This is a genomic window from Agrobacterium vitis (genome assembly GCF_014926405.1).
Taxonomy (GTDB): Bacteria; Pseudomonadota; Alphaproteobacteria; order Rhizobiales; family Rhizobiaceae; genus Allorhizobium; species Allorhizobium vitis_H.
On the sequence record NZ_JACXXJ020000005.1, the window covers coordinates 2,538,757 to 2,554,308 of the forward strand.

The window sequence follows — 15,552 nt, forward strand, 5'->3', positions numbered from 1 at the left end:
CTTCCCCGCCTGCCTTGTTTGCCAAGGCCTGTACGGTCTTTTCTGCGCGTCTCAAATAGAAAACGGGGCATTTCTGCCCCGCTTCATCTCGTTTACTTGCCGGTCTTGACCTGGGTCCAGAGCCGGTTCAGGACGCGCTGCGATTTGGGATCGTAAGGCGAGATGGTGAACAGCCGCTTCATAGTCGCCTCGTCGGGATAGACGGAGGGATTGTTGAGCACATCGGCGCTGACCATTTTTTGCGAGGCCAGATTGCCATTGGCATAGGAGACGAAATCAGATGCCTTGGCGATTACCTCAGGCTTCATAAGGTAATTGATGAAGGCATGGGCTTCCTCGACATTCTTGGCATCAGCCGGGATCGCCAGGTTGTCGAACCACATATAGGTTCCTTCCTTGGGGATCACATAGGCAATTTCCACGCCGTTCTTGGCCTCTTCCGCCCGCTTCTTGGCCTGGATCACATCGCCGGACCAGCCGATGGTGGCGCAGATGTCGCCATTGGCGAGATCATTCAGGTAGGAGGAGGAGTTGAAGGTCTTGGCACTGGGCCGGATCGCCTGGTAGACCTTCGCGCCTGCTTCCAGATCGGCTGTTTTCTTGCTGTCAGCTGGTTTGCCAATGTAGTTCATGGCAATGGCAAAGGTTTCATCCGAGGCGTCAAGGATGTTCAGGCCGCATTGCTTCAACTTCTTGGCGTTTTCCGGCTTGAAGATGAAGTCCCAGCTATCGACCTTGACGTCATCGCCAAAGATCGCCTTGATCTTCTTGACATTGTAGCCGATGCCGGTCGTACCCCACATATAGTTGACGGCATATTGGTTGCCGGGGTCGTAATTGGCGAGCCGCTCCATGACCATCGGCCACATATTGGTAAGGTTCGGCAGTTTCGACTTGTCGAGCTTCTGGAACACGCCCGCCTGGATCTGGCGCGCCAGGAACGGACCGGTCGGCACCACCACATCATAGCCGGAGCCACCGGCCAAAAGCTTGGTTTCCAACAGGTCATTGTTGTCGAAGACGTCATAGACGACCTTGATGCCGGTTTCCTTGGTAAAATCCTCGAGAATCTGCGGATCGATATAATCCGACCAATTGTAGACATGCACTTCCCGGTCGGCAGCACCGGCAGGCAGCACGCCCGCCGAAGCGGTGATGGACATGGCCGCAAAGGCGGCGGCGGCAAAGCGAATCCCGGTGGATGTCATCACGTCTCCTGTTTCCAGGCCGTTGGGGGACACGGCCCGACGTTCCCATTATTTTTCACCAGACTAGAAAGGAAACATGCGCTCGACAAGCGTAATTTTCCGCACCACAGCAAAGCAGCGCACAATGTACCGGCGGGGCACCGGCAGGTTGAAGCGGCAGGACCATCTTCCTGATGGCATGCGGTCCGGCAAGCTCCTTCTCAATAACCAACTGTCAATCTTTTTAAAACATCTTATAGTTATATTATTTTAAACTTCAATCAAAGGTAGATAAAATGAGCGACGCCAATGTGACATACCAGACCATTCTTTCCGCAGGCCAATTCGTGACCGGTGTACGCCAGGATTCCGGCACCGACCAGCCGGTCGTGCTGACCGGAAATTACCAGCCGACCCAAGGTGCGCAATCGCAGGCGCTTCTCTATCGCGGGCCGCTGTTTCCCACCGACAGCTCGGGCTATGCCTATCTGACCCCCGTTTTCAAAGGCCAGACGGTGACGACATCGACCTTTTACGGTCCGAATACACCTTTGTTCAATCCTGGCATCGGCAAGGGAAATGTGCGCGCCGTCGGCAGCTATAAATATGCTGAGGCCACCGATCCGACTGCCGACCATGGCATGATGTATGAAGGCGCCTTCGACGGTTCGGGCAAATGGACAGCGCTCGACATACCCAAGGATGTTGCCGGTGGGATAGTGTTTTATACCATTGCCCATTCCACCATGGGCGACCTGGTGGTCGGCAATTTCGATATTACCGGGCAGGCTGCCTCGGCTGCCGCCTTCATTTACGATATCCGCACGCAAAGCTTCTCCAAGCTCAGCCTCGGGCCGCTCACCACTGCCTATGGCATCTGGCAAAATGGCGGCGACGGCAGCAATGCCTATACGATCGTCGGCGGCTACAAGGGCGCAACCGGAATCAATGTCGGCTTCGTGCTGGATTATGATGCCGCAACGAAAAAGATCAGCAATGTCAAGAATTACAGCTATCAGGGCAAGCCAGAGCTGGTGACCCATTTCGAAGGCATCAGCGCCATAGAGAGTGGCTATTGCCTGGCTGCGATGTCGGACCAGGACACCGCTTTCGTTACCATCGGTCGCAATAGCGACGGAACCTTTACCGACGCCAAATGGGTTCCTGTCGCCTATCCGACCAGCGATGGACCATCAACCGGCAATACGGTGATCGACAATAATCTGATGGGCATCATGACCACGGACAGCCACGTGCAATCCTATCTGGCAGTGATTAAAGCCTAGAATTTGTTCTCCCCTCACTGGGAGCCGTCACTGGAAATCGAAGGCGCTTAATCCCGCCGTCATTTCGTCCAATCCGAGTGGCCGTGTCATTGGCGGCTCGGCCCTGGAAAGACAGGCCTGCCGCTCGCAGATCCGGCAGGCCTGGCCGATCTCCACTGGCGCCATCCGCGCCTCGCCATAAACGGTGTCCTGCGCCTGAGCGAGATCGCAGCCGATCAGCAAGGCGGTGCGGCGGACCCGCTGCTGAAAGCCCGCCTGTGGCCCTTCCAACGTGCGCGACACCGTGAGAAAACCGGCGCCATCCGGGGCAATAACCGGCTCAACCAGAACCTGTCCGGGCTCTGAAAAGGCCGCATGAATGTTCAGCTTCGGACATTGGCCGCCGAACGTGGCGCGCGGAAAACCCTGCCCGCCAGCCCGGCGGATGATATTGCCGGCATGATCGATCTCCATCATGAAAAAGCCGATGCCCGCAGCGCCCGTCCGTTGCAATGTGACCAGCCGCGAGGCTGCCTGCTCGAACGACACCCGAAACCGGGCGCGCAGCACGTCCACGTCATAACGCGCCCGCTGCGCCGCTGCCAGAAAAGCGCCGTAGGGCATGATCAGCGCCAGCGCTGCGTAGCGCGCCAGTTCAAACCGGGCAATGCGGCGTGCTTCGTTTGAGGTCAGAGCCAGGGTTTCCAGCTCGGCGCGGATCTCCTCGCCCATGACAAGAAGACAGGCTTCCATGGCCATTTCCCGCAACTGGTCAAAGGGCGACAGCCGTTCCGACAGGAACAGCCGCATGGAATGGCGGTCGTAGCGCCGCCCGAGATGCGGCATGACATGCACAGGCAGCGCCCGCACGACGATGCCGTGTTGGGTGCGCAGCCAGGTTTTCAGCGCCGCCTCCAGCCCGTCTCCCGGATCGAGCGACGCATGAAAGGCTTCCGCTGCCGCCTCGATCAGGGGAAAATGCAGGCTGCGGCGCTCCAGCACGTCGCGCACTTCATCCATCGGTAGACGCGCCCCGGCCAGTGCCGTTTCATGCCCCTCGCGGGCCAGCAATTCGGCAAGGTCGGACAGGCGCTTGGCCTGTTCCCGGTAGGCCCGGTAAAGCTTGACCACGCCGCTGGCGGCATTGGGGGCCGCCTCGGCAAATTCAATCAATTCCTGATCGCCGGGAATTTCGCCCGCCAGCAGCGGATCGGCAAACACTTCGCGCAGCGGCACCGAGCCGCCGCCCGCATCGCCCTGCAATTCCTCCAGATCAACCTTGTAGACCGAGGCCAGTTTCAGCAGCAATTGCACGGTCAGCGGTCGCTGGTTGCGCTCGATCAAATTGAGGTAGGACGGCGAAATGCCCAGCGCCTCGGCCATCGCCGTCTGGGTCAGGCCCAGGCCGTTGCGCACCCTCCGCACCCGCGGTCCGGCAAAGATCTTGTGGTCGGTCATGTCAGCCCCTCCGACAGGAATTTACAAAATTTACGCCTCGACGCATCAAGTCGATAATTTACAATTTTTACAATATTACATCGCTCTTTTGTAAACAACAAGACATCCTAACCTCTTTCAAGCCGTTGTTTTATCGTTTTTTCTTGGGATTTTTTGCGGCGCATTGTAAAACAAGTCACATCAGATCAGCAGGAAAGCAGCAAGAGGAGCGCGATATTCCTGCATGAAAACGACAAGAGGAGACTGCCATGACTGATTTTTACAAACTCGTTCCCTCCGCACCGCAGGGCCGTTTCGATGGCGTTGAGCGGACCTATTCGGCAGAGGATGTCAAGCGGCTGCGTGGCTCCGTCGAGATCCGCTATTCGCTGGCAGAAATGGGGGCGAACCGGTTGTGGCAGCTGATCGGCCAGGAGGATTTCGTCAATGCGCTGGGGGCGCTATCGGGCAATCAGGCCATGCAGATGGTCCGCGCCGGGTTGAAGGCGATCTACCTTTCCGGCTGGCAGGTGGCGGCGGACGCCAATACCGCGTCCTCCATGTATCCCGATCAGTCGCTCTACCCCGCCAATGCGGCCCCGGAACTGGCCAAGCGGATCAACAAGACCCTGCAACGGGCCGACCAGATCGAAACCCAGGAAGGCAAGGGCCTGTCCGTCGAAACCTGGTTTGCACCGATTGTTGCCGATGCGGAAGCTGGTTTTGGCGGGCCGCTCAACGCTTTCGAGATCATGAAAGCCTTCATTGAGGCGGGTGCGGCGGGCGTGCATTACGAAGACCAGTTGGCGTCGGAGAAGAAATGCGGCCATCTGGGCGGCAAGGTGCTGATCCCGACCGCTGCCCATATCCGCAACCTGACCGCCGCCCGGCTTGCCGCTGACGTGATGGGCACACCAACGCTGATCATTGCCCGCACCGATGCCGAGGCCGCCAAGCTGTTGACCTCTGATATCGATGAGCGCGACCAGCCTTTTGTGGACTATGATGCGGGTCGCACTGCCGAAGGCTTTTACCAGGTACGAAACGGCATCGAGCCCTGCATTGCCCGCGCCATTTCCTATGCGCCCTATTGCGACCTGATCTGGATGGAGACCTCCAAGCCGGATCTGGAACAGGCCCGCAAATTCGCGGAGGCCGTGCATAAAGTGCATCCGGGCAAGAAGCTGGCCTATAATTGCTCGCCATCGTTCAACTGGAAGAAGAACCTCGATGACGCAACGATTGCCAAGTACCAGAAGGAACTGGGCTCCATGGGCTACAAGTTCCAGTTCATCACCCTGGCGGGCTTCCATCAGCTGAACTACGGCATGTTTGAACTGGCGCGCGGCTACAAGGACCGGCAGATGGCCGCCTATTCAGAGCTGCAACAGGCCGAATTTGCCGCAGAAGCCAACGGCTACACCGCCACCAAGCATCAACGCGAAGTCGGCACCGGCTATTTCGATGCGGTTTCCATGGCGATTTCCGGCGGCACGTCTTCAACCACGGCCATGAAGGAGTCGACCGAACATGACCAGTTCCGCCCTGCTGCTGAATGAGTTCTGGGCCGTTGTCCTGCTGATATCCACCGCCCTGGCCAGTCGAAAACTGACGGCTGCCTTTATCGCAATTCCCTCCCGGTCTCGGGCGGGGCAAACTCATAAAAACCTCCAGGCCTTTCAAAAACCCCAGACATAAGAGGAGCAATGCCATGACACCCCAGACCCGCGTTAAAGAACGTGCCGAAGAACAGGCAACCGCCATGAATGCCGACCAGCAGGCGCTGATTCGGATGCTGGCCAATGATCTGCACCGGCTGAACCATTCCGTCATGAAAGCCGTGGAGGCCGGGGTTTCCGTCGAGCTGGTCCGCTCTGCCCGCCACCATGGTGGCGATGGAAACTGGGGCGACCTGCTGATCCCGGTCGTGGTTACGCAAGGCATTGCGGCTCAGGGCATCAAGGCCGCCTGATAGGAAGTGACAAGCAGTTTAGCCCGGCTGGGAGGTCGGGCTAAACTGCTTTTCCGCTGGTTTTAGTCTTGAGGCGCAGGCCCAGAACCAGGGGGACGCTGATGGCGTAAACGGCGATGACCGACATCCAGATGCCCCCCGGCCAATAATCCCGGATGAGGAAGTAAACACTTGAAAACGCCAGGGGACCGATAATGGCGGCGAGGCTGAGGGCAGAGGCGAGCACGCCCTGAAATTGGCCTTGCTTGTCCGCATCGACCTGGGCGGTTGCGAGCGATTGCAGCGCCGGAACCCCAATGCCGCTGAGAGAAAAAACCGGCATGATCGCAAACACCATCCAGCTTTCCGTTGCAAAGGCAATGACGGCCAGCGAAAAGCAGGCACTGGAAACGCCGATCAAAATGGCGACCCGCTCGCCAAACAGCTTGACCGCCGGACCGGGAAGAAAGGTCTGGGCAAGCGCCTGACAGATGCCGAACGCGCCGAGTGACAGGCCGATCCACAGCCCGCTCCACTGAAACGCATCGCCGCCCCACAGCGCCCAGCAGGTGGCATAGGCCTCGCCGGTCAGGCTGAAGAGGAAAAACAGGATGACCATCGGCAGCAGGTTTTTCAGCGAAAACGCCCAGCGCAAAGGCCGCAGCGGGTTGATGGCCGCCAGATCGAGTTTCTCCCGCGTCGGGATGCGGGACTCCGGCAGGACGAAAAACGCCAGCAGCAGATTGCCGCCATTCAGCACGGCAGCGGCAATGAAGGGCAGCCGCAGCCAATAATCCCCCAGCGCCCCGCCGATAATCGGGCCGAAGATAAAGCCCAGGCCAAACATCGCATTAAACAGACCAAAGCGCCGCGCCCGCTGATCCTCCCGCGAAATATCCGTTACATAGGCCGTCGCCACCGACATATTGGCGCTGGTCAACCCGGTAATTGCGCGACCTAGCAGCAGCAGCCAGAGATTGTCGGCAAAGGCGAGAAACAGATAATTGACCGCCGCCCCCGCCAGCGAAATCAACAGGATCGGTCGGCGACCGAGCCGATCACTGAGCGATCCCAGGATCGGTGCAAAGATAAACTGAATGACCGCATGAAGCGCCACCAACATGCCGATATAGGGCGCCACATTCTGAATATGCGTCACCTCCCGCAACAAAGCCGGCAGAATGGGAAAGATAAGGCCAAACCCAACCGCATCGAGGGCGACGGTGGCGAAGATGACGACGAGAGCTTTGTTCATAGCGCATTCCGGTTACACGGATTTTCGACGAAGTGCGATTCGGTTTTGTGATCGGAAATGCGTGCAAACGGAGAGTGGGTGGGTCAATGGTCAGAGAAGACGTCGGCGGCTGGCGGCTTGCCTTATAAAATTCATGTATGTCTCTTGTTGAGAAAGGCTGATTTCCCCTTTCCTTTAAAGCAGATTATCGACCGGTACTTGACCGCTCAGAAAACTTATTTTCTTGGGATTTTTCGTTATCCGGCGGATAATGAAAGGCGATCGCTTTGCGCTATAGTGCGCTATTTATACTGGAGGGACTTTGCAAGGGGAGATAAGCTTCGAGCATGTGTCAGGTCTCGTCCGCTTTTGGCACATTGCGGTCATAGGACTTCAACCCGAGAGAGCATGTCCAAGACTATTTCGTCGATATTTGCGTCAGGCCAGTGCTCAGCATGGAGCAGTTCATGTGGCGGGGCTTTACCAACAAAATAGCTTCGAGAGGCGAAGTTAAGCATTGGAATATCACCATGCGAATCGCCAACCGCTGCCAAAGCCCCCGGCTCTAATTTAAGTTCGGCGAGTAGAGAGTTCAGATAAACGGCCTTATCTTCCGGCCAGAAATGGCTGAGCGTATTATCCTCCCGCCAGCCCGTACCGATTGCATAGTCGGCACCCAGCTCAGCGGCGAGCCATTCTACCGCGAATTGCCAAGTTATAGAGACAAGGGCAATCTTTACCCCTGCGGCCTTCAGCCGGTCGAAACCTTGTTTGACGCCTGGAGCAAGACGAAGGTCTACCAGATGTTCGATCAATTGAGCCTTACTGAAAGGAAGGTACCATTCGACCATAGCCTCCCGTCCCGTCGTCATGTCCTCGCGAGATCGAAGCAGCTCGAAGGCATCCATCTCCGTTGAGCGCCCGATATGCCTGCCAATACAACCGCAGATGTTTTCGCCTCGCAGCAGTGTTCCGTCCACATCAAATGCAGCCAATCGTATACTACTAATATTACGCCTCCCGGCATTACTCACGCCACACGCTAATTTTCAGACAAAGATTTTGTCATGAACGCATGCTTCAATCAACCGGAAGCGAAACTCGGCCGACCTCTCCCCGCTGGGGCGCGGAAACAACAGGCGCTGCGGCTCCTTCCCTCTTCTCCCCATCGGGGAGAAGGTCCCGGCAGGAGGATGAGGGGGCGAAGCCATAAACAAACGGCGATCGTAAATGTTGGCGGCTCTTGCTCTCAGATATGCCGCTTATCATTTTATATCAAACGCTTAAAAAAACGCCCGGTCTCTCAACCGGGCGTCCGTCACCTTATACCATATCCATCAAGCAGCCCGGTCCCACCGACCAGCCTGAACACCGCTTTCCAGCTTGAACTGTTGCAGCAGCCCCACCAGCTGATCCGCCTCGTCGGCCAGTTGGCGGCTGGCGGCGGAGGTTTCTTCGACCATGGCGGCGTTTTGCTGGGTCAGGCTGTCCATCTGGCCGACGGCGCCATTCACTTCGCCAAGGGCTGCGGATTGGTCGCGGCTGGCGGCGGCTATGCCTTCGACATGGGTGCTGATCGTGGCGATCTGCTGGCTGATGACGGTGAGAGCAGCACCGGTTTCCTGCACCAGTCTTGCTCCGGCATTGACCTCTTCGGTGGAGGTGTTGATCAGCGTCTTGATATCTTTTGCGGCGCGGCCAGAGCGTTGGGCGAGTTCGCGCACTTCCTGGGCGACGACGGCAAAGCCCTTGCCCGCCTCACCCGCACGGGCCGCCTCGACACCGGCATTCAGCGCCAACAGATTGGTCTGGAAGGCGATTTCCTCGATGACGCTGATGATCTGCTCGATCTTCTTTGAGGCATCCTCGATCCGGCCCATGGCAGAGACGGCATTGCCGACCACGACAGCCGATTTCTCGGCATTCCCTCGGGTTTCGCCAACGATATCATTGACCTCACGCGCCCTGTGGGCGGCCTGGCGGACATTGGAGGTGACTTCGTTGACCGCGGCGGCGGTTTCTTCCAGCGAGGCAGCCTGGGTTTCCGTGCGGCGCGACAGGTCGTCGGTGGAATGGGCCATTTGCTGCACATTGCCCTGAATGGCCGTGACATTGCCCTGGATCAGGCCGATGGTTTCCTTCAGCCGGGTCAGCGAGCGGTTGAAGTCGCTGCGCAACTGTTCCATGCGCCCGGCAAAGGGATGGTCCAGCGTGGCGGAGACATCGCCATTGGCGAGGCGTTCCAGCCCGGCGGCCAGTTCCGTCACCGCAAATTGCACGTCCTGGTCAGCCTGCTGCTTTTCAGCATCATTGCGGGCGCGCTCGGCCTCGCTTTCAGCGCGAACCCGCGCACCCTCGGTCTCGGCGCGGATCTTTGCTTCGGCATTGTCCTTGAACACGCCAAGCGCGCGGGCCATATCGCCGATCTCATCAGGGCGCGTGCCGCCAGTAATATCGATCTCGAGATCACCGGATGCCAGACGCCGCATGGCAGCGGTGATCTGATTGATCGGCCCCTTGAAGGTGGCGATCAGGCCGATACCAGCGACAATGGCGATAACGACGCCAGCCAGCAGAGCCAGCGCCGACATGGTATCGGCAGAGGCACTCTGTTCATCGGCCACTTGACGCTGGGAGGCGGCAAAATCGCTGAGCTGCGACCAGATGGTGTCGATATCGCGGGCAGCGGCCAGGAAGGCGGCGGTTTTCTGGCCATCCATGGCCACCAGCCGAGTCGCCTTATCGGCCATGGCGTCGGTCAATGGGGCGATCTGCGACAGCTTTGCTTTGATGTCGGCGCTAACATTGGGGTCCTTGGCCATGGCTGCGGCACGGCGTTTCAGGGTGCCGAGCGACGCCTGCAATTTTTGCAGGCCATCCGCCGATGCTGCCGCCATGAAGCGTGAACTGCGCAGTTCAACCCCATTGCTGATATCCACCAGCTGACGTGTGGCAGTGAGCAAAGCGGTCGCTTCGGCAATCGGCTGATCAAGGGTACCAAACACTGCCGTCGCCTGCCGGGATTTGAGAGTAGACGCGCCCTGCAAGCGGATGGAAACCGGACGCATCAGGTTGATCGCCTGTTCAGTCGCACTGACTGTCGTGTCATTGATCACACCGATCTCGATCTGGGCGGCCAACTGCTGAATATTGTCGGTCAGCGATGTGCCAAGCACGGCCTGTTCCGCTGGCAGCGCGGCGGCAATATCGGCAACGGCCTTTTTCAGCTCCGGCATCCGCGTCTTGACCAGCTCCATCTTCGCCTCCGGGGCGGTGGCGCTGTTGAAATCGGTGACGAGATCGGCAATCAGGTTGGCGCCGCGCGTCAACCGGTCGGAATCGCGCAGCATGGTCTTGGCCTGGCCTTCATCCTTGGCCAGCGCCTCGCGGACATGGGTGGAATAGGTGAGCAGATCGCTCTGCTGGCTGGACAATTGCTGGGTATCGGCCTCCAGGGCTGCACGCAGATCCGCCGCGCCATGATCCAGATCCCACAGGCGCTTGACCTGGCCGGCAATCGATTCCGTTCCGGCAATCGCCGCATCGACCTGGGCTGCTCCGCCCAGACCGTCAAGCGAGGTGCGCATGGCCTTCAAACTGGTCAACTGTGCATCCAGCTCCTGATCCAGCGCCGTTTTCGATGCATCCGTGGTCTTTTGCAGGAAAGCCGTCATCGCCGCATAGACATTCTTGAAACCACTCAGCGTGTTGACCACACTATTGGTGACTTCCATCTGCCCTTGCAGGATACGCGATGCGTAGTAGCCGGTCAGACCAACGGCCGAAATACTGAGAACAAACGGAACGATGAAGACCAGAACTTTGGTCTGAATCTTGCACCGAGAAAGTAGACGATCAAATAGCATAGCCAAACCCCCGAAAACAAAGGGCGAAATTAATTAATTCGAATAAACGAATATAATTGCCGCCTTTCTTTTCTTGCATGGGGGTCTGAAGAAATTCTGAATATTCTATTTCGACTTATAGTTATGCACGATCACTTCGTTCTAAAAAGCAACGGACTCCGTGTAATATTCTATTTTCGGCACAAAAAAATAAACCTTAAGTTGCTTTTTTGCCCCGAAATCCCTATGCGTTTATTCGAAGCATGTGGTTTGCCCTCTATCGCCGACCGGCGAAAGCATCAGAGAAGTCTCTCATCAGGGTCACCAAACGCCCGGCGCAATCGCGGATCTCGCTTCTGTGCCGGTCGTCATTATTGGTGACCAGCCATTGCCGATGCCGCAATTCGGTAATCTCATCACCGACCCGCTGAAGCTGCGGATGGCTATCACCGACAAAACACGGCAGGACCGCAAGGCCCATGCCAGAGACTGCCATATCCTTGAGGGAGCGCGGACGGTTGACGGTGATCAGGATCTGTTCGGCCTTATGCTGATGCGGCCACTTCAAATAGGCCGAGATTGCCGCCTCCTGCGCAACCGCGATCCAGGGCTGCCCTTCCAGTTCGTCGGCAAGGCGATGGCGATAGGCCGCGTAGGCAACCTCGCCGAGCGGGACCCTGGCAAGATTGCTCTCCTGTGGCTCGAAAGCCCGGATACCGATATCGGTTTCGCGATGCGCAAGGGCAGCGCGCTCTTCGGTAATATGCAAATCGAGCCGAAAGCGATCATTGCTCCGGCACAGCTTCGGCAGGTTCTGGGCGATCAGCCAGGAAATCCATGTTCCCGCTGTCACCCGCACCAGTGCTGGCTGCGACGTCTGCTGGCGCCAGAGATCAATGCCGCGCTCCGCCGCCTCAAAGGATTTCAGGTGATCGAGCAGGGCACGGCCATCCACCGTCAGCGTATACCCCGTCTGGGCGCGATGAAACAGAATCCGGCCCAGCTTTTGCTCCAGCTCCACCATCCGCCGGCCAAGGGTGGCAGCACTGAGGCCGGTGGACTGGACAGCCCCGGTCAGCCCGCCGTTTCGCGCCACATCAATGAAGAGCTGGTAGGTATCCCAGGGCAGATTTTTCATGGGTGAATGATATAGCGCAAACTCGGCGATATATCCATCATCCATGAAACGCTAGCCTTCTCCAGAACACTGGAGATGACGGTCATGGACTTTATCGGATTGCTTGCCTTTCAGGAGACCATACGACGGGAGGCGATCAACCGCCATGCATTGACGCCAGCCCAGCAAGAGGATGCGTTTTACACGTTTTACAGTGAGCCATCCTGGCCGCGCCTAAGAAGGATCGTTTCCAGAGTTTTCGACATGCGAAAGCGCCGCAGGTGTGCGAAGGAAGACATGGATGCGCAGGCGGAAGCGACAGTCGCCGCTTTGCCGCAGGCGCCAAGGTCTGATCAGCCGATAACGCCGATCAGCATCAGGCCATAGACCATGAAGCAGGCCATCAGGCCGAGACCCGCGCTGCGAAGGATAAGCTTGTTCTGATCGTCACGCGCCTTGGTAATAGCGATGGCGCGGGCCTTCCGGATGGGTCTGTTCATTGGCAGCACTTTCCAAAAGTTAAGCGGGGAATCACCCCGACCTTGATCGTAACCCTAACCCGTCCCGAAAAACAGCAAAACAACGAGGCGGAAGATCACGATGACTGAGGTATATTAACAACTATTGAAAGATGGTGGCGGGAATGCGGCATGAAGCAAGACTTGCCCATGCCGGACACAATTGCGGTAAACAAATCGTATCGTCGCGCTTGGAAGGAAATGACTATGCAGCAAGGCCTGCCGCATGGCCAGACGCCCAGGCCCACTGGAAATTATAGCCGCCCAGCCATCCCGTGACGTCCACGGCCTCGCCAATAAAATAGAGACCCGGCACCGCCTTGACCTGCATGGTCTTGGAGTCCAGCGCCTGGGTGTCGACCCCACCCAGGGTTACTTCGGCGGTGCGATAGCCTTCCGATCCCGCCGGTTTGATCTGCCAGTTGCGCAAGGCATCAGCAATGCCCGCCAACACCTTGTCGGACAGGTCGGCCAGCGGTTTTTCCAGACCGTGGCGCTCGGTCCAGTATTGCGCCAGCCGCTTCGGCAGATATTGGCCCAAAACCGTCTGCACCGCCTGACGGCCATTGTCGCGCCGGGCGGTTTTGAGCAGATCCAGAAAGTCCAGTTCCGGTTGCAGAGAGAGGGTGATTGCGTCGCCCTCGCGCCAATAGGAGGAGATTTGCAGGATGGCCGGGCCGCTTAGGCCGCGATGGGTAAACAGCAGCGCTTCACGAAATTCGGTCTTGCCATGACGAACCAGGGCATCGACGGCCATGCCGGACAGTGGCGCCAGTTCCTCCAGCAGTCCCGGTTCCAGCGTCAGCGGCACCAGCGCCGGGCGGGTCTCGACCAGGCCAACGCCGAACTGTTCGGCAAGGCGATAGGCAAAGCCGGTCGCGCCCATTTTCGGGATGGATTTACCGCCGGTGGCGATGATCAGCGACTGACAGGTCATAGTGCCTTCAGAAGTTTCGACGCGGAAACCGTCCAGCGTCTTCTCGACAGCCCGGATGTCGGTCTGCATATGCAGCCTTGCACCGGCGGCGCGCATCTCTTCCAGCAGCATGCGGATAATATCCTTGGCGCTGTCATCGCAGAACAATTGCCCAAGCGTCTTTTCATGCCAGGCGATCCGGTGGCCCTCGACCATGGCGATGAAATCGGCGGGCGTGAACCGGGCCAGCGCCGATTTGGCAAAATGCGGATTGGCGCTGATATAGTTCTTTGGTCCGGCATGAATATTGGTGAAATTGCAGCGCCCGCCGCCGGAAATGCGGATCTTTTCGCCCGGCGCCTTGGCGTGATCAAGCACGGCCACAGACCGGCCCCGCTGGCCAGCCCGGATCGCCGCCATCATGCCGGCGGCCCCTGCCCCGATCACCACCACATCCACCCGTTTTTCCAATGTCATGTCCTCGTCATCATCGCCATGTCTGTTGTGTTTTCGATCGGCAAAGCGATGTCAATTGCATATTCACCCTCGCCAATTCCAGCGAGGCGGATATGATGGCATTCATTATCAACACAGATCCGGTGAGACATGCCTGCAAAAAAGACAATGCTCAGACCCAAGGGCGCAGCGTCCAAAAAAGCAGGCATCCCCCCAGATATCAGCCCGACGCGCGGGGTCAAGACCTGGAAAGAAGCGGCCTCCTGGCTGCGCTCCCGCGGTATCGAGGATATCGAATGCATCACGCCGGATCTGGCCGGTGTGCCGCGCGGCAAGATGATGCCGAGCTCGAAATTCACCAGCAATACCTCGCTCGCCCTGCCGTCAGCGCTGTATCGCCACACGATTTCAGGCGAATATCCCGATGAAACCGGCAATTTCCGCTATGATAGCCGCGATAGCGACATCAAGCTATTGCCGGATCTCTCAACGCTGTCGGTCGTGCCCTGGGAGACCGATCCGACCGCGCAGGTGATCTGCGATATCGTCGGCACCGAAGGCGAGGATGTCAGCTATACGCCGCGCAACGTGCTTAAAAACGTCCTCAGCCTCTACGAGAAAAAGGGCTGGAAGGCGGTCGTCGCCCCGGAAATCGAATTCTATCTGGTCGCCAAGAACGAGGACCCGGATTACCCGCTGCATCCGCCGAAAGGCCGGTCGGGCCGGTCGATCATCGGCGGCCAGGGCTATTCCATCGCCGGGATCAACGAATTCGACGAGTTGATCGACGATATCTATCACTTCTCGGCCAAGCAGGGCCTGGAAATCGACACGCTGATTCATGAGGAAGGCCCGGCGCAGCTGGAAATCAACCTGCGGCACGGCGATCCGATTGAGCTGGCCGACCAGGTCTTCCTGTTCAAGCGCACCATTCGTGAAGCGGCGCTGAAACACGGGATCTTCGCGACCTTCATGGCAAAACCGATGCAGGGCCAGCCAGGCTCGGCCATGCATATCCACCAGTCGGTGGTCGATATCGAAACTGGCCGCAATATCTTTTCCAAGGCCGATGGTTCGCCATCATCAGAATTCTTCCACTTCATCGGCGGCATGCAGAAATATGTGCCGAATTCGCTCGTCATGATGGCGCCCTATGTCAATTCCTATCGCCGCCTGACACCCGACATGGCCTGCCCGGTCAACAACGCCTGGGGTTATGACAATCGCACCACGGCCTTCCGGGTGCCGATTTCCGATGCGGCGGCGCGACGGGTGGAAAACCGGCTGCCAAGCTCGGACTCCAATCCTTATCTGGCGCTGGCCGCCTCGCTCGGCTGCGGCTATCTCGGCATCTGCAAGGCGATCGAGCCGACCGCGCCGACGGCAGATACCGCCAATGAAGGCTCGATTGAGCTGCCACGCGGCCTGCTGGAAGCCGTCGCCCTCTTGGAAAGCGAGCCGGATTTCGAAACCGTGTTCGGCCGCGCCTTCATCGATATCTATGCGGGCGTCAAGCGCGGCGAATTCGAGACCTTCATGCAGGTGATCAGCCCCTGGGAGCGTGAATTCCTGCTGCTGAACGTCTGATCCATACAGCTGTCATGGCGCCCGCTTGTCCCAGGCGGG

The 15,552-nt window shown here is 58.2% G+C and carries 12 protein-coding genes; 4 read left to right on the top strand and 8 right to left on the bottom strand.

The window, feature by feature from the left end; translation table 11 throughout:
- Positions 1-92: 92 nt before the first annotated feature.
- Complete coding sequence (locus IEI95_RS23140; protein WP_234890887.1) at positions 93-1,163, bottom strand: polyamine ABC transporter substrate-binding protein; 1,071 nt, start codon at positions 1,161-1,163, stop codon at positions 93-95.
- Between the two features lie 320 nt (positions 1,164-1,483).
- On the opposite strand from IEI95_RS23140, the gene IEI95_RS23145 reads away from it, so the two are divergent.
- The gene (locus IEI95_RS23145) at positions 1,484-2,473 is read left to right on the top strand and encodes a hypothetical protein (RefSeq protein WP_156531453.1); all 990 of its coding nucleotides are present in this window, start codon (positions 1,484-1,486) and stop codon (positions 2,471-2,473) included.
- A 27-nt stretch (positions 2,474-2,500) separates the two neighbouring features.
- Here the strand turns inward: IEI95_RS23145 and IEI95_RS23150 are convergent, their stop codons facing one another.
- On the bottom strand, positions 2,501-3,910 hold the full coding sequence (locus IEI95_RS23150) for an XRE family transcriptional regulator (RefSeq protein WP_194417080.1): 1,410 nt from the start codon (positions 3,908-3,910) through the stop codon (positions 2,501-2,503).
- Positions 3,911-4,158: 248 nt separating this feature from the next.
- Between IEI95_RS23150 and aceA the strand changes: the two genes are divergently transcribed.
- Positions 4,159-5,448: an isocitrate lyase gene (gene aceA / locus IEI95_RS23155; RefSeq protein WP_194417081.1), complete on the top strand. Its 1,290-nt coding sequence runs from the start codon at positions 4,159-4,161 to the stop codon at positions 5,446-5,448.
- 152 nt (positions 5,449-5,600) lie between these two features.
- A complete protein-coding gene (locus tag IEI95_RS23160) occupies positions 5,601-5,861 on the top strand; it encodes an SMc00767 family acetate metabolism repressor (protein ID WP_060719226.1) in 261 nt (86 codons plus the stop codon).
- 40 nt (positions 5,862-5,901) lie between these two features.
- Here IEI95_RS23160 and IEI95_RS23165 read toward each other — a convergent pair whose 3' ends face one another.
- The 6 genes from IEI95_RS23165 to IEI95_RS23190 all read right to left on the bottom strand — a co-directional run bounded on the left by IEI95_RS23165 (position 5,902) and on the right by IEI95_RS23190 (position 13,947).
- Entirely contained in the window at positions 5,902-7,095 is a 1,194-nt protein-coding gene (locus IEI95_RS23165; RefSeq protein WP_070166361.1) for a TCR/Tet family MFS transporter, read from the bottom strand.
- A gap of 362 nt (positions 7,096-7,457) precedes the next feature.
- Complete coding sequence (locus tag IEI95_RS23170) at positions 7,458-8,069, bottom strand: HAD family hydrolase (RefSeq protein ID WP_156531449.1); 612 nt, start codon at positions 8,067-8,069, stop codon at positions 7,458-7,460.
- A gap of 342 nt (positions 8,070-8,411) precedes the next feature.
- The gene (locus tag IEI95_RS23175; RefSeq protein ID WP_194417082.1) at positions 8,412-10,940 is read right to left on the bottom strand and encodes a methyl-accepting chemotaxis protein; all 2,529 of its coding nucleotides are present in this window, start codon (positions 10,938-10,940) and stop codon (positions 8,412-8,414) included.
- Positions 10,941-11,196: 256 nt separating this feature from the next.
- Positions 11,197-12,057 (bottom strand): LysR family transcriptional regulator, encoded by an 861-nt coding sequence (locus IEI95_RS23180; protein ID WP_156537636.1) that lies wholly within the window; start codon positions 12,055-12,057, stop codon positions 11,197-11,199.
- Between the two features lie 332 nt (positions 12,058-12,389).
- Positions 12,390-12,536, bottom strand: a complete 147-nt coding sequence (locus IEI95_RS23185) for a hypothetical protein (RefSeq protein ID WP_156531447.1) — start codon at positions 12,534-12,536, stop codon at positions 12,390-12,392.
- A 223-nt stretch (positions 12,537-12,759) separates the two neighbouring features.
- Positions 12,760-13,947, bottom strand: coding sequence for a BaiN/RdsA family NAD(P)/FAD-dependent oxidoreductase (locus IEI95_RS23190; protein ID WP_194417083.1), 1,188 nt, complete (start codon positions 13,945-13,947; stop codon positions 12,760-12,762).
- A gap of 147 nt (positions 13,948-14,094) precedes the next feature.
- Between IEI95_RS23190 and IEI95_RS23195 the strand changes: the two genes are divergently transcribed.
- Entirely contained in the window at positions 14,095-15,513 is a 1,419-nt protein-coding gene (locus IEI95_RS23195) for a glutamine synthetase family protein (protein ID WP_411909750.1), read from the top strand.
- Positions 15,514-15,552 lie beyond the last annotated feature (39 nt).

Bases quoted from the DNA above. Each gene is read 5' to 3' on its own strand.
- IEI95_RS23140 (WP_234890887.1), bottom strand. From the start codon at position 1,163: ATGTCCATCACCGCTTCGGCGGGCGTGCTGCCTGCCGGTGCTGCCGAC.
- IEI95_RS23145 (WP_156531453.1), top strand. From the start codon at position 1,484: ATGAGCGACGCCAATGTGACATACCAGACCATTCTTTCCGCAGGCCAA.
- IEI95_RS23150 (WP_194417080.1), bottom strand. From the start codon at position 3,910: ATGACCGACCACAAGATCTTTGCCGGACCGCGGGTGCGGAGGGTGCGC.
- aceA (WP_194417081.1), top strand. From the start codon at position 4,159: ATGACTGATTTTTACAAACTCGTTCCCTCCGCACCGCAGGGCCGTTTC.
- IEI95_RS23160 (WP_060719226.1), top strand. From the start codon at position 5,601: ATGACACCCCAGACCCGCGTTAAAGAACGTGCCGAAGAACAGGCAACC.
- IEI95_RS23165 (WP_070166361.1), bottom strand. From the start codon at position 7,095: ATGAACAAAGCTCTCGTCGTCATCTTCGCCACCGTCGCCCTCGATGCG.
- IEI95_RS23175 (WP_194417082.1), bottom strand. From the start codon at position 10,940: ATGCTATTTGATCGTCTACTTTCTCGGTGCAAGATTCAGACCAAAGTT.
- IEI95_RS23180 (WP_156537636.1), bottom strand. From the start codon at position 12,057: ATGAAAAATCTGCCCTGGGATACCTACCAGCTCTTCATTGATGTGGCG.
- IEI95_RS23185 (WP_156531447.1), bottom strand. From the start codon at position 12,536: ATGAACAGACCCATCCGGAAGGCCCGCGCCATCGCTATTACCAAGGCG.
- IEI95_RS23190 (WP_194417083.1), bottom strand. From the start codon at position 13,947: ATGACATTGGAAAAACGGGTGGATGTGGTGGTGATCGGGGCAGGGGCC.
- IEI95_RS23195 (WP_411909750.1), top strand. From the start codon at position 14,095: ATGCTCAGACCCAAGGGCGCAGCGTCCAAAAAAGCAGGCATCCCCCCA.